This is a genomic window from Variovorax sp. Soil_C_39 (assembly GCF_057656815.1).
Map to the genome: position 1 here is coordinate 328345 of NZ_JBDGJQ010000004.1, position 18559 is coordinate 346903.

Here is an 18559-nt window from a genome sequence, read left to right on the forward strand (position 1 = left end):
CATCGCGTGTCATTCGTTCAAGCGGCCATGGGCATCCAGGCATCGGCTCGGGCGCGGGCCTCGTCGATCTCGATGGCGCGCACCCGGTCCGGCAGCCGTGCCTCCTCGGTGCGCGCGCCATGCAGCAGGGTGCGCACGAGTGTTGCTTCCCGTCCGTCGGCGCCCCGCAGGTCCGCACCGCTGAGGTCGGCGTAGCTCAGGTCGGCAGCGCGCAGCGATGCGCCCGGTAAAGCGGCATCGGCGAAATGGCATTGGTAAAGGTTGGCCCGCTCGAAACGCGCGCCCGGCAGCGTTGCGCCCGTGAACAGCGCCTGCGCCAGGTTCGCGCTCGCAAAGCCCACGCCGGAGCCTGAAGCGCCGCAGAAGATCGCGCCGGTTGCCTGTGCGCCGGAGAAGTCGGCCCCTTCGATCTGGGCGCGCAAGAAGCTGCATTGCTTCAGCGGCACCTCGCGAAAGTCAGCGTTCGACAGCGCGGCCCCGCTGAACTGGCAGGCCTCGAGCGAGAGACCGCGAAACGACCTGCCGACGAGCGAGGTCTTGTCGAAAACGACCCGGCGCAGCGTCGCCCGGTGCCAGGTCAGGCGCGTCACGTCGCATTCGATCACCGCAGCGTGCGCCCAGTGCGTGTCGTCCGCGTTCACGTCGACAAGACTGCAGGTGCTGAAGCTGCTCGACTGCAGCTGCGCGCCCGCCATGCCGGCGTGGTCGAGCGTGCTCCCCGTGAATGCGGCCATCGACAGTGCGCTGCCGGCGAACTGCGCGTGGGTGGCGCGGCAACCCGAGAACACGGCGCCTTCCAGGTTGGCATCGCGCAGGTCCGCATGGTCGAGTTCACACTGGTTGAAGACCGCGCGTCGCAGGTTGGCGCCGGAGAAGAGAACGCCGCGCAGGTCGCAGCGTTCGAAAACGCATTCGCGCGCATCGGCGCCGCGCAGGTCCGCTTCGTTCAGCCGGGTGCGCGAGAAAACGCCGCCCCCGATGCGGGCGCCCGCGTAGTCGCCCTTGCGAAAGTCCTTGCCGTCCAGCGCCTCGCCGAGCAGGACCGCGAGCATCAGGAGGGTGGCGTTCATGCCGGCTGCTCTCCCGGCTGCACCGAAGCCCGCTCGGCCTCAAGGGCTGCGGCCGCCTGCTGCTCGGGCGTGAGGCGTGGATGCGTGCGGGCGCGCTCGAGCAGGGCGCCATCGAAGCGCGCGCTGCCATCGAGCAGGACGCGCGAGAGATCGGCACCAAACAGATTGGCGTTGCGGAAATCGCAGCCGCGAAGATCGGCATGCTGCAGGATCGCTTCGCGCAGGTTGGCGCCCGACAGCGCGGCGCCGGACCAGTGCGAATGCGACAGCTGGGTGCCGCGTGCACTCGCGAGCCTGGCGTCGCATTGGTCGAAGCGCGCGTGCGCAAGGTGCGCGCCGTCGAGCACCGCGCGGGTCAGCCTTGCGGTGCCGAGGTCGCACCCGGCAAGGTTGGCGCCGACCAACTGGGCGCCCGACATGTCGGCTCCGCGCAAAGTGCATGCATCGACGAAGGTGCTCCCGCACAGGTTCGCGCCGGCCAGGCCTGCGCCGTCGATCCGGCATCCCACGAAGGTGGTGCCGCTGAAGTCCGCGCCATGCGCGCGCACGCCCTCGAGGCGACATTCGAGGAACTGGCAGCCGGTCAGATGCGCGCCGTCGAGCACCAGCCCGCGCAGGTCGAGCTTGTGGAACAGCAGGCCGGCGCCGCGCACGCCGCTCCAGTCGGCCGGGCCCCAGGTCGTGTCCATCGACTGCAGCTTGTCGATGACGGCTTCGCGCAGCTGCGTGGAGACGAGCGCGGTACCGCCGAGCTGCGCTCCCGTGAGATCGGCACGGTCGAACACCGCGTTCGCGAGCCGCGTACCGCCGAGGTTGCTGCCTTGCAGTTGCGCCTCGATGGCCACGGCGCCTTCCAGGCAGGCGTGCGCGAGCACGCAGAAGCGCAGCACCGCGCCCGTCAGGTTGGTGTTCGTGAGGTTCGCGCTTTCGAGCCAGGAACCCGTCATGTCCACGCCGCGCAGGTCGAGATTGGACAGGTCGACACCGGTCAGATCGAAGCCGAGCCAGCGTCGAAAGCCGTGGGCCAGCATCCATTGCATTTCGCGACGGCGCTCGGCGGCCTGCGCCGCAGGCAGCGGATCCGCCGGCGGCTGGCGATGCGCCGATTGCAGATAGTTCGAGCGGTGAGCAGCTTCGGCCTGCTGCAGCTGGGGCAGGAAGTCCGCGCTCTCGAAGGGCTTTCCAGCGCGTGCATGCGCGGCCTCGAGCCGGGCGATCTCGTCGCGCGCACTGAACAGGGGCGGCCCGCGGTGTTGCGACTGCTTCAGATCGACCTTGTGCTTCCGTGCGAATTCCTTGGCGTTCTCTAGCAGCGTGACGGTGTCCTCCAAGGCGGCCCACTCCTGGGCCTCGATGTTCTTGATGGTGCGTGCGATGAACGCGGGCATCTCCTCGGGCTTGGGCGGCGGCTGGCGCGGCGGCAGCCGAAGCCCCAGCGCATCGGGATCCTTGCCCTGGGCGCGCACCTGGTCGCGCGCCATGTCCACGTCGATCGCGGCGCGGCGGTACTGCGCATCCTCCTGGAGGCCGTCGGTGCGCAGCGCGGCCTGCGCAGCTTCGGTGGCGGGATCGGTTGTGTGGATGCCGGGTGGCAGGAGTGCGCTGTCGTCGAGCGCATGGAGCGCGGCATGCCGGCCGGTCGACCGCTTGTCCAGCGTGTCGAGGTAGTGCTGCGGATCACGCGGTTCGCCGATGCGCTCGACCGCACCGACCAGTCGGGTGATGTCGGCGGCATCGTCGTGCGCGATCTGTGCCAGTCCGTGGAACACGAGCACAAGGCGCTCGGCGTGCGGGAAGCACCACACGGTCGTCAGCTGCATCGGAACTTCTTCGAGCGCCGCCGATCCGTCCGCGGCCGGTGCTTCATGCGAGGCGCGGCGTCCTGCGAACACCCGCACGCGCAGGCCCGGCAAGCGGCCTTCGAGATGCGGCGTGTCGGGATGCATGTGGTCGAAGGCGAAGTCCTCGTCGCCCACGAGCGGCGCGTCGAACCATTGGTCCTGGCTCGTGAGGTTGAAGAAGCGCCAGTCGGTGTCGGGCGCGAAGCCGGGCGCATGCTGTGTGAGCCAGTCTTCATCGTAGGTGCCGCGCCAGGCGGCACGCTGCGGATGATCGAGGTCGAGCGGGCCGAAGCCTGCGGGCGCAATCGCCTGGTCTCTTTCCAGCAGGCGGTCGCTGGGCAGTTCGAGATGGGGAAGAACCTGAATGCCGTCGACGACGGTACGGCCTCGGCCATAGGGATTCGCGGCAAAGTCGGGCCCGCCGTAGGCATTCGCCCAGTCGAACGCGATCTTCGAGAACGGCTGCGGCACAGTCGGGTCGCGCCCGTCCCATTGGCGATCGCCGAAGACCAGCACGGTCTTGCTGCGCGTGCCGATGCGCGCGCGGACGGCGACCGCGCGCGTGTCCGCCGCGGGCGAGTAGGCATGGCCGTGCACGAGGAACTCGGGGTGCAGCTTGACGATGCCTTCGTCGATGACGGGTTGGGCCATCTCCTTTGCAAGAAAGTCCCACATCGACTGCTCGGCCCAAAGCGTGCCGCGCGCGGCCTGGGCGAAGGGGACGTGGAGGTAGCCGGAGACGCACAGGCCGAAGCGCTTGCGGAACTCCATGGGGCGGAAGGAGAGGCCGAGGGCCTGGGGTTTGATGACCTGCATGGTGTTTGTCAGGGCCACATGGCCATGTTGGCACGTCTCATGGCGACACCCCACCTTCCGGCTCCTCGTCGGGCGGGGGCGTGGACGAAATGTTGCCTTCTGAACTCTGGAGCGGCGACTCCGATTCGGCGGCGCGCAGCGCGGCCTCATGCGCTTCGTATTCTTCCCGCAGCGCGGCGTCATAGTCGTCCTTTTGGTCCAGCATGAATAGCTTCTCTTCTTCGGCGTATGTCGCGATGCCGTCGTCGTATTCGATATCGATGCGCCTGGGTTCCTCGCCGGGCTCCCTGAGCTTGACCTCGTAGCGTTTGTAGTCGTCGGTGAAGTCATCCCCACGGGTTGCCCTGGTACTTGTGGGAGCCTTGCCGTCAGTCAACGGATCGACGCTGTGCCCAGGCATCGCCAGACGCCGAAGTCGTGCCGCCAAGCCAGGATGGCCGGCGCGGGCTGCCGCGACGGCTGCTTCCCGCAGTTCTTTCGTGGCCTCGTGGTTCTGGCTTGAGACTTCCCCACCACCGTAAGTGGTCGTGAAGATTCCGAGTCCGCTGCCGATGACCACACCAGCGATGGAGCTCTGAGTCCACCCGGGTGTCATCAGGTCCTTCGGGTTGGCGTTCGCCGTTCCCGCAGGAAGGTAGAGCTTCATCGCGTTCAGTTCCACGTTGGCACCAGCGCTGGCAGACATCTTCAGCCCTGCGAATGCCTCATAGACAAGGCCGAGGGTGTTGCTCACGACGGGCGCGATCGTCGACTCCATGACCAGCCCCAACGTGGTGCTGCGGCTCATTCCGATGGTCGTCTCGCTCGCGTTGCCGATGTAGCCGCTGCTGTTCGACCCGTAGACCGTCGTGTTGTTCTCGATCGAGGTCTGGTTGATCTTGCCGACCGCCAGGATGGAAGCATCCGTGTTGCTCATCAGCGTGAACTTGTTCGCCATGATGGTGTACGGCCCATCGGGTGACTCCAGCACCATCGAGTTCGCACCCGTGACCTTGAAATCGATGTGCTCGGCTTCGAAGGTCATGTTCGTGGCCTTGTAGCCCAGGTCGCCGTCGACCACGATGGTCTGGTTGCCCTTCACAAGACGCCGTTCGTCACCGTCCGTCATGTCCTGCCGCGACGACTGCGTATGGGTGAACAAGTTGCCCTTGACCACCGTCGACTGCTCGCCGTCCACCTGCGTCATCTGGTTCGACACCACGTGAACATGCTGCTCTTCGCCGATCTTCGTGCGCTGCGTCAGGTCGACCTGGTGCGACTCGTTCTTGCGAATATGCAGTTGGCGGTCGTTGTCCACCCGCAGGGTCTGGTCGTGCTGCACGTGAGTATGCTGGTCGCGATCAACCCGCAGCCGCTGGTCGCGCCCGATGCCCGTGGTGTCGTCGCGCTCGACCACGCGCCGCATGTCCCGCTCCGCATGCACCGACAGCAGCTCCTCGCCCTTGCGGTCCTCGAACTGGATCTCGTTGTAGTTGCTCGCGTCGCCACCGGGCGTGGAGCGCGTGCGAAAGCCGCTCTGCGTCGGCGACTTGTACGGGATCGGCTGGTCGTCGTTGTAGACGCGGCCCACGATCACCGGGCGGTCGGGGTCGCCGTTGAGAAAATCGACGATCACCTCCTGGCCGATGCGCGGCGCGAAGTAGCCGCCCCAGCCCTTGCCGGCCCAAGGCTGCGACACGCGCACCCAGCAGGTCGATGTCTCATTGCTCTGGTCGTAGCGGTCCCAATGGAAGTGCACCTTCACCCGGCCGTGCTCGTCCACATGCAGCTCGTCGCCGGCGGGGCCGACCACGATGGCGGTCTGTGGTCCGGGCATGGCCACGCGCGGCGTGAGCCGCGGTGGCCGGAACGGCAGCTGCATCGGCAGCGTCGTCAAGAAGAAGATGCAGAGGCCGCGCCCGGTGCGCTGCAGCGAGGGATCGCTGCGGATCAGCTCGGCGAGCGTGCCGCCGGCGCCTTCGTTCACCGCGTCGCCGGCGGCCAGCGCGCACAGGCGCTCGGCATGCGAAGTGCCGAAGTGCGGGTCGCCGATGCCCTCGTAGCCCGGGTGGCTCACGACGAAGCTGCACGCGCCGATCAGATGCTCGCCGCGCGGGAGCTCCGGCGCATCGCCTTCGAGCACGAAGCTGCGGCCCGCGGCCACGTCGGGCCAGTGCGTGACGGCCCAGTGGCGATCGCGGCGCGCGATCAGTTCCTCGCCCCGGATCCGGGCCATCGTCTCGGCGTCCTCGGCGTTGAAGTAGTCGCCGGGATACTCGAACTCCTCGAAGTCGGCCAGCGCGTGCGCGTCGGTGGCGTCGATCGCCGCGCCGAGGTTCTTGCGGATGGCCTTGAAGTCGCTGTCGCGTGCGGCGTGCCGGCCCGCGTCGAGGCGCTGCGCCGAAACCCATTGCGCGATCTCGTTGAAGCGCGCTTCGCCGGACTCGCTCGCGAAGCGCAGCACCGGCGACCCCGGCAGGCGCTTGTGGGCGACGAAGCTGGCGTCGGCCAGGTGCATGCGGCCGGGTTCGTCGTGCGCATCGAACCAGTAGTAGACACCTTCGGCTTCAAGCAGCCGCGAAACGAAATCGTGATCGCTCTCCTGGAACTGAACGCAATAGCGGTGCGGCGCGTGCGTGCCGATGACGCCATGCGCGTCCGTGCGCCGGATACCGCGCACCGCGCTGTCTTCGAGCACGCTGCCGATCACCTCGAGCAGGGGCTGGTCCTGGAAGATGCGCGAGTTGCGGCGCTTGGTCAGCAGCCAGAACCACGACGTGAGCGTCAGGCGGTATCGGTGGTAGCGGCCGATGCGGCCTTCGCGCGCGAAGCGCACGGCGTGCCCGTGGCAATGGCGCGCGTGCGGGCGATCGTCGGCATCGACGAAGTCGATGCGGACATCGAAGGCACGGCCCAGAACGTCCTTCGGCTGCACCTGGCCGTTCTTCGACAGCACCGTGAGCTCGTAGACAGCGGCCCGCGACAGCCCCTCATGCCCCACGATGCTCCAGAACATGAGCTCGCTGGCTACGGGGGCATCACTGTCGATGCGGATGTCGGGGGTCTGCATGGCGTGTTCGAGGTTCGGAGTGGCTTGGCCGCCGCGCGGTGCGCGCGAAAAGATCGAGCCTAGGCGGGCGCGAGCGCCTGAGCGGTCAGCGAACGGTAAGCGTGTGGGCGCTGCCGTCGCCCCGCAGCAGGGCCTTGGCGCGCAACACCCGCTCGAGCCCGTCGCCGCCGCGCACGAGCGCGAGCGCCTGCGCCAGTGCGTTCCGGTCCGACGCCGTGGCATCGTGCCGTTCGCAGGCATCGATCCACACCGCGAGCGCGGCCCAGGCGTTGTGCGATGCCTCCGCGTGGCGAAGCGCGCGTGCGAACGCGTGCCGCACGCAGGCGTCGTGCCGGTGCGCGGCGTGCCAGCGGGCATCGAGGCGATGGAGATCGGCAAGGTAGCCGTACTCGCCGAGTTGTTCGGCGCAGTGCAGGCCGGCATCGATCTCGGCACGGGCCTCGTCGAGCCGCCCTGCGCACAGTGCCAGGTCGGCCGCATAGAAGTGCACCTGGCTCGCACCTGCGCGCATCCCGCGTTCCTGGTGCCGGGCGAGCGCGGACCGCACCTCCTGCAGCGCACTTGCAGAGGGCCGGCGCGATTTCCCGGCGACCCAGGCTGCGAACCAGAGGGCGGGCCCTTCGGCCTGCCCGATGTCGTCGGCGCCCGCCGCCGCCTTCAGCGTGGGCAGCATGCGCGCCACGCGTACGGTGTCGTCCATGGCGGCGGCCGCGGTCGCTTCGCCCCAGGCAGCGACCATGCTGGCCATCGGCGCACCGAGCCGGGCGGCGCGCTCGCGCGCCCGTTCGAGGTGACGCAGTGCGGTGCCGATGTCGCCGGTCGCGACCAGCGGATGCGCCGAGTTGGCGAGCAGCGAAACCATCGGATCGACCGGCAGCGGCGCTCCGGCAATGCGCGCTTCCTGCGACGCGCAGATCGCCAGCCCTTCGCGCATGCAGTCCACGGCTTCGGCGTAGGCGCCCTGGAACGACAATGCGACGCCGCGCAGGTTCATCGCGCACACCACCACCGCAGGCTCGTCGAAGCGCTGCCCGATCTCCTTCACGCGCTCGGCCATTCGAAGCGCCAGCGCATGGTCGCCACGCGCCAGATGAACCCATCCGAGGCCGCCATGGGGCCAGCCATGCGCAGCCGCCGGGGCACCACGTTCGCAGAGCGCGAGTGCGCGCGTCAGCGACCGCTCGCGCTCCGGTGCCGCAAAGCCCAGGTACTGCGCGAAGGCGACGGCCTGATGGCCGTTCAGCGCAAGTTCGAGCGCGTCGCGTTCGGCGGAGGGCAGAGTGTTGCAGTGCTCGAGCAGTGCCAGCGCTCGCCGTGAGAGGCGGACGGCCTCCTGCGGCGCGAAGCGCGAGAGTGCCAGTGCCGCCGCCTCGGCGCTGTAGCGGACGGCGGCGGCCGGATCGTGGCTGCGTTCGTGGTGGTCGGCCAGTTCCGCCGGCGCCGTCGGGATGCCGATCCTTCCCGCTTCCTCGAGTGCCCGCGCGGCGCGCCGGTGGAGCTCGGCCCGACGGGCTTCGCCGATGCGGCGATAGAGTACATGCCGGTGCAACGCGTGGCGAAAGCCGTGGCGCGCGTCGAAGCTGTCGTCGGCCAGGCGCTCGACCGACAACGGCACCAGCCAGTGACCCACCCGGGCGAGCCTGTCGGTTTGCGCGCGCACCGACAGGCGCGGGCGCTGGAGCATCGACGCCAGGGGAACGCTCCAGAACTCCACGCCCAGGACCGATGCAGCTTCGAGGAGCGACTGGTCCTCGGCATCGAGCAGGCCGAGCTGGCGCTCGATGAAGTGGGCCAGTCCGTCGGTCAACCGAGCGGGCGGTTCGGTGCCGGCATCCAGCGGGTGCAGGCCCCGGTCGCGCGCGTGCTCGCGGTCGGCGGCCTCCAGCCAGCTGGCAAGGTAGAGCGGCAGGCCGCCGGTCTGCGCGTGCAGCCGCAGTGCCACATCCCGCGCTACGGCTCGCGGCGCATAGCGCGCGGCCATGTACGCGGCCACGTCGTCGGCGGAAAAGGGCGCCAGTTCGATGCCGCGCGCCAGGCCGCGCAGGCGCAGGCGCGCGTGCAGGTCGGCGGCTGCCATCGGACCGCCCGGCGCATCGGCCGGACGCAGCGTGGCCAGCAGCATCCATCGCGCGTGCTCGCGCTGGCTTCCGAGCTGCTCGAGCAGCTGCAGCGTGGGCAGGTCGCTCCACTGCAGGTCTTCGAGGATGAACAGGACCGGACCGGAACCTGCGAGGCGGTTCAGCAATTCGCGAAACTCGCGCAGCACGCGCCCCATGCCGACCCCTTCGATCTCCTGCCGCAACGCGAGCCGTTCGGCCTCGCTCGCGTGCCACGGCATCTGGGCCAGCCAGGTCGGCGCGATGCGGCGGATCTGCGGGATGGCGCGGGGGTGCTCGCGGCACAGTCCGCTGAGCGCATCGAGCACCGGCATGTGCGGTTCGTCCCGTCCGCCCTGTTCGACGCACTGGCCGCGGGCCACCATGGCCGCGCCGGCCCGCCGCGCGAAATGGTCGATCAGCGTCGTCTTGCCGATGCCGGCCTCGCCGACCACGAACACCACCTGCGCGATGCCGCCTTGCGCCGATCGCCAGGCCGAGCAAAGCGCCTCGCGCGCCGCTTCCCTGCCGATCAGACCGTCGGCCGCATGGCGCTCGCCGGCAGGCATGCCCGCGAGCGCGGCCGAAGGCATGCCCTCGATCGCGGCGATGAAGCGGTAGCCCCGGCGCGGCACCGTCTCGACATAGCCCGGCTTCGAGGGATCGTCGTCGAGCGCGCTGCGCAACTGGTTGATGGCCGTCTTCACCACGGCGTCGCCCACGGCCTGCCCGGGCCAGACCTCCTGCAGCAGCGTCTTCTTGGCCACCAGGCTGCCGGGACGCGTCGCGAGCGCGCACAGCAGCGTGAACACCTTGGGCTGCAAGGCCACCGGGTCGGGGCCGCGCATGAGCTGGCCGCCCGCCATGTCCAGGACGAAGGGGCCGAAGCACAGGGCGGACCGGTGAAGGTTCGCCATGGGTTTGGGCGATGGTGTTTGCGCCGGGGCGGCGGCGAGGCGGTGCGTGGTCGGCGAATGCTCTTTCGGCATCGGTGGCAGCTGGGTCGGGTCGGTGAAACTCCAGGACGAATCAGACGGGCGATTTTCGAAGAAAGAACAGCAAAATAATCGCTGGCGCTGCGCCTTGCCAAAGTCGGCAGCCGCGATGGCTCAGGGCGCGGCCGCTTCGGCGGTCTCCGCGGACCCCAGCCGGAACGCGCGCGGCGCCACGCCGTGCTGGCGCTTGAACGCGGCGGTGAACCGGCCGTGGCAATCCCAGCCGGCTTCGGCCGCGATCGCCTTCACGTCGAGCCGGGTCTCACGCAGCAGCCGCGCCGCAAGCAAGAGCCGCTCTTGCACCACCAGTCCATGCACCGTGCGCTCCGCGGCCGCGCGTACCAGCGCCTGGAGCCGGGTGGCGCGCATGTCCAGGCGGCGCGCCAGCGCGTCCACGGTCCAGGCGCGCGAAGGCGCCTCGGCCACCAGGTCGCGCAGCCGCTGCACCGTCCGCGCAGCCTCGTCGCCGCCATCGCCCGAGACCGCGCCCGAGCGCGCCGGCCGCAGCAGCTGCTGCAGGTCGAGCAGCACGCAGGTCAGCAGCTCGGTGGCGCGCGCATGGAACAGCGGCACGAAGGCCGCATGGTCGGCCGGTTCGTCGCGGATGCGCGCCAGGCAGTCGCGCACGCGTGGCGTGAGCGCCGCATTGCACAGCACGCGGCCGTCGTCGCGCTCGACCAGCTCGGCCAGCTGCCGTGCCCCGAGCCGCACGCCGAACGCCTGCAGCCAGCGCGGCAGCAGGCTGCGGCGCAGCCGGAACTGCACGAAGTTGTTGTGGCAGGCGCCGGGCACGTGGATGAGGTAGCCGCCATCGCGGTTGGGCGTGCGTAGAAGCGCGCGGTCGACGCGGAACTCGAGCGCCCGTCCCTGCGCGCTGCCGATCTGGCCCGTGACATGGCCCGCTAGAAAGAAGGTGAGCAGCAGTTCGTCGCCGGGCGGCAGCTGCACGTCGAGGTCTTGGTTGAGGCGGAAGTCGAAGTACAGCGCGCTCGCGCCTTCCCAGGGCGTGGTGCGCAGCCGCAGGATGCGCCCGCCGTCGCGCGGCCAGCGCACCGCGCGGCTGGCGCCGTCGTGCAGGCCGGGCAGCGCGAGCGGGCGCTCGACCGGCAGGCGCAGTAGCGCGGCGTTGAAGTCGTCCTCGCGCAGCGCATGGCCCGCGGCCGGCGAAGGAATCGGCACAGTCTGCGAACGGATCGGCATAGAAAACCCGGCCATCGGGCGTTAGCGTTGCAACACTTTGGTTTTCGCGGAGTTTAGGCATGAATGTTCGATGTGTCTGCCGTTTCCTGGCATTGGCTGCAACCGCCGCAGCGGCGCTGCTCGCAACGCCGCTTCGCGCGGCCGAGGCCTGGCCCGCGCGGCCCGTCCGGCTGGTGGTGCCTTTCGTCGCGGGCGGCGGCGCCGACGTGACGGCGCGCCTCATCGCCGCGAAGCTGCAGGTGCACCTGGGCCAGCAGGTGGTGGTCGACAACAAGCCGGGCGGCAACACGCTGATCGGCGCGAACGACCTCATCAAGGCGGCGCCCGACGGCTACACGCTGATGTGGTCCATCGACCAGACCTTCGTGCTCAACCCGACGCTCTACAACCGCCTGCCCTACGATCCGCGGCGCGACTTCACGCCGGTGGCGCTGGCGATCACCTCGCCCAACGCGCTGATCGTGCGTGCGGGCGCGCCGGGGTCGGTGGCCGACGTGCATGCGCTCGTGAAGCGCGCGAAGGCCGAGCCCGGCAAGACGAACATCGGCGCGGCCGCGATCCTCTCGCAGATGGCGCTCGAGGAGTTCAAGCACGCTGCCGGCATCGAGGCCACGCGCGTGCCCTACAAGGGCAGCGCCGAGGTCGCGCAGGCCACGATCGCGGGCGACATCGACGCGGCCTTCGACGGCATCGCCCCCTATGTGCAGTTCGTGCAGGGCGGCCGCGCGAAGATCCTTGCCTTCACCTCGCTGAAGCGCTTCTCGGGCCAGCCCGACGTGCCCACGCTCGACGAACTGGGCTACAAGGGCGTGGACTTCTCGGTGTGGTTCGGCATCGTCGGCCCCGCGGGGCTTCCGCCCGAGATCGTGCAGCGCGTGAGCGAAGGCGTGGACCGCGCGCTGCGCGACCCCGAGGTGGTGCAGAAGCTGCTGGTGTTCGGCTTCGAGCCCGCCGCCGAGACCAGTGCGCAGGCGCTCGCGCGCCGCATCGACGGCGACATCGTGCGCTACGCGCCGGTGATCCGTCGACTCGGCTTCAAGCTCGATTGAGGGCGCGGTGCGCATGAAAACCGCGGGCCTGATCGGAGGCGTCGCGTGGCCTTCCACGCTCAGCTACTACCGGCTTTTGAACGAAGGGGTGCAGCGGCAGCTCGGCGGGCTGCATTCGGCACGCTGCGTGATCGTGACGCTCGACTTCGCGCCGGTGCACGCGGCCATGGCGGCCGGGCGGCCGGGCGAGGCGAGGGCGCAGATGGAGGCCGCGGCGCAGCAGGCACGCGCCGCGGGCGCCGAGCTGATCGCCATCCTGGCGAACACGGGCCACTTCGCCGCCGACGAGGTCGAGGCCGCGGCCGGCGTGCCGCTGGTGCACGTGGCGCGCGAGACCGCCGCGGCCATCGCCGCCGCGCACCCCAAGCTGCGCCGCCTGGGCCTGTTGGCCACGAGCTTCGCGCTCGATGCGCCTTTCTTCGGCCAGATGCTCGCCAAGGACGCCGGCTTCGAACTCGTGCTGCCCGACGCGGACGAACGCCGCACGCTCGACGCCGCCATTTTCGGCCCGCTGGCGCACGGCCAGGCCACGCCGGAAGAAGGCCGGACCGTCTCGGCCCTTTGCCAGGCGCTGATCGCACGCGGTGCCGAGGGCGTGGTGCTGGGCTGCACCGAGCTGAGCGGCACGCGGCCCTGGCTGCACTGCGACGTGCCGCTCTTCGACACCACCGAGATTCATGCCCACGCCATCGTGCGTGAGATGACGCGCGCCTGAATCCTCGCCCATCCCCTTCATCGACCGAAAGAGAGACACCGCATGCAGACCGCCGAATTCCCGCTGCCTTTCGTGAACGCGCCCTACACCCGCGCGATGTTCGACGACGACTGGATCTTCGTCTCGGGCACCATCGGCATGGACTACGACACCCAGCAGCTCGCCGAGAGCGCCGAAGACCAGACCCGGCTGATGGTGCGCAACATCGCGCGCTACCTCGAGGCCTGCGGAGGCCGGCTGGAGCAGATCGTCAACTACACGCTGATCGTCGCGGGCGCCGAGCACCTCGGCGCGGTGGTGGCGACCCTGTCCGACGTGCTGCCCTGCAAGCCCACCGGCACCGCAATGCTCGCGGGCATCGCGGTGCCGAAGGCCTGGGTCGAGATGCAGGTGATCGCGCGCAAGAGCCATGCGCCGTCGGGGGGCGCGCAGTGAAAGCGGGCTGGCTGCGTGTGGCGGCATGCGCCCTCGCCGTCACAGGCGCGATCGCGGCATGCGGCGGCGGCAATGACGGCGGCGGGCGCGGCGGCTCTTTCCCTGTCGCACCGCCCGCGCCCGAAGACAGGTTCAGCGCCGAGGTGCGCTGGACGCAATACGGCCTGCCGCACGTGAAGGCCGCGGACCACGGCGGGCTCGGCTATGGCTACGGCTACGCGGTCGCACGCGACCAGCTGTGCCTGTTGGCCGAACGCGTGCTGACGCTGCGCGGCGAGCGTTCGGAGCGCTTCGGGCCCGACGGCATGGCGCTGGTGGCGTTCCTGCAGGCGCCGAATCTGGACAGCGACCTGTTCTATCGTGTGCAGCTGTCCGACGAAGAGGTCGAGGCGGCATGGCAGGGACTGTCGGCCGATGCCCGCGCGCTCGCCGAGGGCTATGCGGCCGGCTTCAACCGCCGGCTGCGCGACATCGGCATCGAGGCGGCCGCAACCGCCTGCAAGGGCATGGCGCCGCCGCCGATGAAGGCCAGCGACGTGGTGCGGGCCGTGATGCAGGTCAACTCGCTCTGGAAAGCGCTGGCGGTGGCGCCGTATGCGTCGGCGTCGACGTGGGATCAGCTGGGCGCGCCGCCGCTCGCGAAGGCCGCCGCAGACCGCCCCCCCGCGCAGCGCATGGCCAGCAACGCCTGGGCCTTCGGCGCCGACGCCACCGGCACCGGCAGCGCGATCATGGTCGCCAACCCGCACACGGTGTGGCAGGACCATTGGCTCCTGATGCACCAAATGCATCTCACGATTCCGGGCGAGCTCGACGTGATGGGCGCCGATTTCCTCGGACTGCCGCTGCCGCTCTCGGGCTTCACGCAGCACCTGGCGTGGAGCATCGAGGCACCGTCGACCGTGACCTACCCGCTGCTCGTCGCGCTCGACGTGCAGGACGGCGCGGCGCCGGGGTACACGGTCGACGGGCAGCGCCGCGCGCTCGTTGCCAAGACCATCGCGCTGCGCGTGCGGCAGGACGACGGCAGCGTGCGCCTGCAGCACTACCGCGTGCCGGTGTCGCATCTCGGGCCGCTGTACCGGCTGCCGGCCGCGCCCGGCCGCTCGGCCGGCTGGCATGCCATCACCGATCCGGGCACCGCGAATGCGCGCGCCCTCGACCAGATGCTCACGGCGGCCAAGGCGCGCGACGTCGCTGGGTTTGCGCAGGCGGTGGCGGCCAACCGAGGGATCACCGCGCACCTGATCGCCGGCGACAGCCAGGGCGGCGCGCTGTACATCGAATCGGGGCCGCTGCTGGACATCGACGATGCGACGCTCCGCGGCTGCGCCACCATGCCGCCGCCCGACGAGACGGCCGTGCCGGCCGCTCTCGACGGCAGCCGCAGTGCCTGCGCGGTGCGCGACACCGAGGGCCGCGCGAGGCTGGCACCCGCGGATCGGATTCCCGCCCTCGCCACGCGCGGCATCGTGCAGAACGCCAACGACAGCTACAGCCTCTCGGTGGTGGGCCGGCAACTCGACGGCTACTCGCTGCTGCTCGGCAGCCCGAAGTTGCCGCCAGGGCCGCGCACGCTGATGTCGCAGCGCCAGATCGATGACGGCCTGGCCGACGGCCGCATCGACAGCGCCGAAGCGCTGGACATGGTGTTCGGCAACCGCAGCTACATGGCCGAGACCCTGCTCGACGCGGTGCTCGCTGCCTGTGGCACCGCCATGGGCGACGCGCAGGTGCAGTCGGCCTGCGCCATCCTGTCGGCATGGGACCGGCGCCACAATGCGGAAAGCCGCGGGGCGCTGCTGTTCCACGAACTCGCGCCGCGGCTCGCCGCCGTGCCGGGGCTGCATGCGGAGCCCTACGACTCCGCGCAACCGTTTCGCGTTCGACCGGTATCGACGGCGCCCGGCGTGCGTGCGGCCATCGTGGCGGCGCTGCGCGAGGCGGCGCAGTCGCTCGATGCGCTCGGCCTCCGCGGCGACGAACTCTGGGGTCGCATGCTCGCGCGGCCTGCGTCGCAGGGCCGCGTGCCGCTGCACGGCGGCTCGGGCGAGCAGGGTGTGCTCAACGCGCTGCAGGGTGCGCCGCTCACGAAAGAGGGCTTCGGCGACATCGTGGCCGGTACCGCGTACATGCATGTCGTCACCTGGCAGGAGGGCCGGCTCGATGCGCGCGTGATGCTGGCATCCGGCCAGTCGGGCGATCCGGCATCGCCGCACCGGGATGACCAGTTGGCGCTGTTCTCGCGCAAACAGCTGGTGGTCCCGCCGTTCAGCGATGCGGAAATCGCCGCCGATCCGGCGCTCGAGACGATGGTGCTGCGCGAATGAGGTACGGGTGGCCGGCTCGGGCGGCCCTTGGGCCGCTACCGGGCGGCCAGCCCCAGCACCAGCGTGTCGACCATGCGCTGCGCGAGCCGGTCGAGCGCGACCTCGTCGTCGTCGTCGCGGCGCCGATACCAGATCAGCGACCACTGCAATCCGCCGAGCAGCGTCTTGACCGCGATCGACACGTCGAGGTCGCCGTCGACGCGCCCCGCCTTCTTCGCCGCGGCGAGCTGCTTCTTGAAGAGCTTCTCGAAGCGGTCGCGCGACGCGATCAGCGCGTCGAGCTCCTCGCGCTGGCGTGGCGTGAGCGCGCCGAAGCGGTGCAGCTGCACGCCTTGCACCACCACGCTGGCGAAGGTGTGATGCACGAACAGCGCCAGCGCATGCGCCTTCATCATCGCCGCGAGCACCTCGAGCGGGTCGCCACCGGCGCCCTGCGCGGGTTCGACCGCGTGGAAGAGCAGGTCCATCCCGAGCCGGTGCACGTCGAAGAACAGATCGACCTTCGACTGGTAGTGGTGGTACACGCGTCCCTTGGTCGCGCCCATGCGCCGTGCGACCACGTCGATGCTGGTCGCGTGGAAGCCCTGCGCCATGAAGCACTCGGCCGCGGCCTCGAGGATCTCGAGCCGGGCGGCGGTGAGTTCCGTCGTCATGCCGCCGCCTCGCCGCGCGCCATGTCGCGTGCGAGCTGCTTCGCGTAGCTGCGGGCATCGACCTCGAGCGCATAGCGTGCGGTGCCCACGTAGCGCCGCCGCACGGCCGCGGCATGGTGCTCGATCTCGCGCGCCATGGCCGCTTCGGCCGGCAGCCGCATCGCGCCGCCGAGCAGCGCGGCGAGCCAGCGCGACTGCACCTCGACCAGCGGAATGGTCGGCCCCACCGGCTGCACCAGCCCGAGGAAGAACAGGCCCGGCAAGTGCGGTGGCGCCATGCGGCGGTAGAGGGGAGGTACGTCTTCGCCCACCTCGAACAGCGCGGGGTCGAGGAAGGCGAAGCTGGGGCGGTAGCCGGTCGCGAGGATGATGGCATCGACGGGTTCGCTGCTGCCGTCGTCGAATGCGACGCGCTCGCCCTGCAGCGCCTGCACGTTCGGCTTCATGCGGATCCAGCCGTGGCCGCAGTAGGGCAGCAGCTCCTGGCTCAGCGTGGCGTGCTCGCGCCAGACCGCATGCGCGGGCCGCGGCACGCCGAAGCGCGCCTGGTCGCCCACCACGAGGTACGAGAGCCAGCGCACGAGCGTGCGCGTGACCGGCGTGGGCAGGCGCAGCGTGCGCGCGAAGAGAGCCGACCACCGGTCCACGGGCCGGCCCATGATGTACTTCGGCAGGATCCAGGCACTGCGCCGCGTCGACAGGAAGGTGCGGCGCGCGTTCTTGCAGACGTCCACCGCGATGTCGACCGCGGAGTTGCCGATGCCCACCACGAGCACGTTCTTGCCCGCATAGGCTTCTGCCGTGCGGTAGTGGTGCGAATGCAGCTGCTCGCCGTCGAAGTGCCCGGGAAAGGCCGCCATGCGCGGGTCCCAGAGATGCCCGCTCGCGACGATCACCGCGCGATAGCTGCGCGCTTCGCCGCCCGCCAGTTCGACGCGCCACAGGCCGTCGGGCGTGCGCGCCACGTTCGTCACGGTGGTGCGAAAGCGGAAGTGGCGCTTCAGGTCGAAGCGGCTGGCGTAGCTCTCGAGCCATTCGAGCACTTCGGCATGCGAGAGAAAGTCGGGATAGCTCTCGGGGATCGGATGATCGGGGTAGCCGAGATTGCCGCGGCTGGTGTCGATGTGCAGGCTGCGGTAGGCCGACGAGAGCCCGTTGTCGTTCTCGTAGCGCCACATGCCACCGATGTCGGAGCCTATCTCGAAGCCTTCGAACGGCACGCCGCGCGCATGCAATGCCTTCGCGGCGGCCATGCCCGAGGAGCCGGCGCCGATGATGCAGACCGGGTGTTGGTCAGGTGCGGCGCTCATGCTTGTACGCCTTCGTGTGCGAGAAAGGCCGCGACCAGCGCATCCGCCGAGTCGTCGGGCTTGAAACCGAGCGCCAGCGCACGCTCCGACGTGAAGCCCGCGGGCCAGCCGTCGACGATGCGCTGGACCTGCGCATCGGGCTGCCATGCGACGCGGTCGCCGATGCCGCCGGAGAGCCGGCGCGAGACCGCCTCCACGAGCTGCGCGGGTGTCACCGACAGGCCCGGTAGGTTCATCGTGCGGTGGCCGGCGATCGCCTCGGCCGGCAGCGCGGCCAGCCGCAGAAAGCCCTCGATGACCTTGTCGACCGAGGCCAGCGCGAGCGCACTGTCCGGCGCCATGCGGCAGGTGGTGCGCTGGCCGCGCAGCGGCTCGCGCACCAGCGACGCGACCTGGTCGGAGATGCTGCCGCTCGGCGGCCCGGGGTGCGTAACCACGATCGGCAGCCGCAGCGCGCGGCCGTCGACGAAGCCATGCCGGCTGTAGTCGGCCAGCAGCAGTTCGGTGACGGCCTTGTGCGTGCCGTAGGAGGTGCTCGGCGCCTGGCGCACCTCGTCGCCCACCACCGGCGGGAGCGTGCCGCCGAAGGTGGCGATCGAACTCGCGAACAGCAGCAGGGGCGCGGCGGGCTGCACGCGGCAGCGCTCGAGCAGTTCAATGAGCGAGAGCAGGTTGGTCTCGAGGCCGCGGCGGAAATCGGTCTCGGCGTCCACGGTCAGCGTGGCGGCGAGGTGGAAGATCGCGTCGGGCGGGCGCGCGAACAGGCTGTCGAGCAGCGCGCTGTCGCGCAGGTCGCCGTGCACCGTCACGATCTTGCAGGCGGCATCGGCCGGCGCGGGCACCGGACGCAGGTCGGACAGCACGAGTTCGTCGATCGGCTGCGTGCCGAGCCGCGCATCGCTTGCGAGCCGGCGCGCGAGCCTTGCGCCGAGAAATCCGCCCGCACCGAGGATCAGTACGCGCATGCCAGGGCGTGCTCAGGCGGGCGGCGGGCGAATCG

General features: G+C 70.2%; 12 protein-coding genes. 4 read left to right on the top strand and 8 right to left on the bottom strand.

Annotated features, from left to right (window positions below):
• Positions 1–17 precede the first annotated feature (17 nt).
• From AC3A6J_RS13060 to AC3A6J_RS13080, 5 genes are all read right to left on the bottom strand, one after another.
• Entirely contained in the window at positions 18–1070 is a 1053-nt protein-coding gene (locus tag AC3A6J_RS13060; RefSeq protein ID WP_487860370.1) for a pentapeptide repeat-containing protein, read from the bottom strand.
• Complete coding sequence (locus AC3A6J_RS13065) at positions 1067–3727, bottom strand: DUF2169 family type VI secretion system accessory protein (protein ID WP_487860371.1); 2661 nt, start codon at positions 3725–3727, stop codon at positions 1067–1069. Before AC3A6J_RS13065 ends, AC3A6J_RS13060 begins: the two co-directional genes overlap by 4 nt.
• Before the next feature lie 37 nt (positions 3728–3764).
• A complete protein-coding gene (locus AC3A6J_RS13070; protein WP_487860372.1) occupies positions 3765–6776 on the bottom strand; it encodes a type VI secretion system Vgr family protein in 3012 nt (1003 codons plus the stop codon).
• 85 nt (positions 6777–6861) lie between these two features.
• Complete coding sequence (locus AC3A6J_RS13075; RefSeq protein WP_487860373.1) at positions 6862–9789, bottom strand: ATP-binding protein; 2928 nt, start codon at positions 9787–9789, stop codon at positions 6862–6864.
• Positions 9790–9981: 192 nt separating this feature from the next.
• Positions 9982–11082, bottom strand: coding sequence for a helix-turn-helix transcriptional regulator (locus tag AC3A6J_RS13080; protein ID WP_487860374.1), 1101 nt, complete (start codon positions 11080–11082; stop codon positions 9982–9984).
• A gap of 44 nt (positions 11083–11126) precedes the next feature.
• Between AC3A6J_RS13080 and AC3A6J_RS13085 the strand changes: the two genes are divergently transcribed.
• Genes AC3A6J_RS13085 through AC3A6J_RS13100 form a run of 4 tightly spaced genes read left to right on the top strand, consistent with a single transcriptional unit; the run spans position 11127 to position 15596 of the window.
• Positions 11127–12116: a Bug family tripartite tricarboxylate transporter substrate binding protein gene (locus tag AC3A6J_RS13085; RefSeq protein ID WP_487860375.1), complete on the top strand. Its 990-nt coding sequence runs from the start codon at positions 11127–11129 to the stop codon at positions 12114–12116.
• 13 nt (positions 12117–12129) lie between these two features.
• A complete protein-coding gene (locus AC3A6J_RS13090) occupies positions 12130–12831 on the top strand; it encodes an aspartate/glutamate racemase family protein (protein ID WP_487860376.1) in 702 nt (233 codons plus the stop codon).
• A gap of 42 nt (positions 12832–12873) precedes the next feature.
• Entirely contained in the window at positions 12874–13266 is a 393-nt protein-coding gene (locus tag AC3A6J_RS13095; RefSeq protein ID WP_487860377.1) for a Rid family hydrolase, read from the top strand.
• Positions 13263–15596, top strand: a complete 2334-nt coding sequence (locus tag AC3A6J_RS13100; RefSeq protein WP_487860378.1) for a penicillin acylase family protein — start codon at positions 13263–13265, stop codon at positions 15594–15596. Before AC3A6J_RS13095 ends, AC3A6J_RS13100 begins: the two co-directional genes overlap by 4 nt.
• A gap of 35 nt (positions 15597–15631) precedes the next feature.
• Here AC3A6J_RS13100 and AC3A6J_RS13105 read toward each other — a convergent pair whose 3' ends face one another.
• From AC3A6J_RS13105 to AC3A6J_RS13115, 3 genes are read right to left on the bottom strand one after another with little or no spacing between them, the layout of a single operon-like run.
• The gene (locus AC3A6J_RS13105) at positions 15632–16249 is read right to left on the bottom strand and encodes a TetR/AcrR family transcriptional regulator (RefSeq protein ID WP_487860379.1); all 618 of its coding nucleotides are present in this window, start codon (positions 16247–16249) and stop codon (positions 15632–15634) included.
• A complete protein-coding gene (locus AC3A6J_RS13110) occupies positions 16246–17559 on the bottom strand; it encodes a flavin-containing monooxygenase (RefSeq protein WP_487860380.1) in 1314 nt (437 codons plus the stop codon). Before AC3A6J_RS13110 ends, AC3A6J_RS13105 begins: the two co-directional genes overlap by 4 nt.
• Positions 17556–18524: an NAD-dependent epimerase/dehydratase family protein gene (locus tag AC3A6J_RS13115; protein ID WP_487860381.1), complete on the bottom strand. Its 969-nt coding sequence runs from the start codon at positions 18522–18524 to the stop codon at positions 17556–17558. The genes AC3A6J_RS13110 and AC3A6J_RS13115 overlap by 4 nt, the downstream gene beginning before the upstream one ends.
• Positions 18525–18559: the final 35 nt, after the last annotated feature.

Bases quoted from the DNA above. Each gene is read 5' to 3' on its own strand.
- AC3A6J_RS13075 (WP_487860373.1), bottom strand. From the start codon at position 9,789: ATGGCGAACCTTCACCGGTCCGCCCTGTGCTTCGGCCCCTTCGTCCTG.
- AC3A6J_RS13105 (WP_487860379.1), bottom strand. From the start codon at position 16,249: ATGACGACGGAACTCACCGCCGCCCGGCTCGAGATCCTCGAGGCCGCG.
- AC3A6J_RS13115 (WP_487860381.1), bottom strand. From the start codon at position 18,524: ATGCGCGTACTGATCCTCGGTGCGGGCGGATTTCTCGGCGCAAGGCTC.
- AC3A6J_RS13110 (WP_487860380.1), bottom strand. From the start codon at position 17,559: ATGAGCGCCGCACCTGACCAACACCCGGTCTGCATCATCGGCGCCGGC.
- AC3A6J_RS13060 (WP_487860370.1), bottom strand. From the start codon at position 1,070: ATGAACGCCACCCTCCTGATGCTCGCGGTCCTGCTCGGCGAGGCGCTG.
- AC3A6J_RS13065 (WP_487860371.1), bottom strand. From the start codon at position 3,727: ATGCAGGTCATCAAACCCCAGGCCCTCGGCCTCTCCTTCCGCCCCATG.
- AC3A6J_RS13070 (WP_487860372.1), bottom strand. From the start codon at position 6,776: ATGCAGACCCCCGACATCCGCATCGACAGTGATGCCCCCGTAGCCAGC.
- AC3A6J_RS13095 (WP_487860377.1), top strand. From the start codon at position 12,874: ATGCAGACCGCCGAATTCCCGCTGCCTTTCGTGAACGCGCCCTACACC.
- AC3A6J_RS13085 (WP_487860375.1), top strand. From the start codon at position 11,127: ATGAATGTTCGATGTGTCTGCCGTTTCCTGGCATTGGCTGCAACCGCC.
- AC3A6J_RS13080 (WP_487860374.1), bottom strand. From the start codon at position 11,082: ATGGCCGGGTTTTCTATGCCGATCCGTTCGCAGACTGTGCCGATTCCT.
- AC3A6J_RS13090 (WP_487860376.1), top strand. From the start codon at position 12,130: ATGAAAACCGCGGGCCTGATCGGAGGCGTCGCGTGGCCTTCCACGCTC.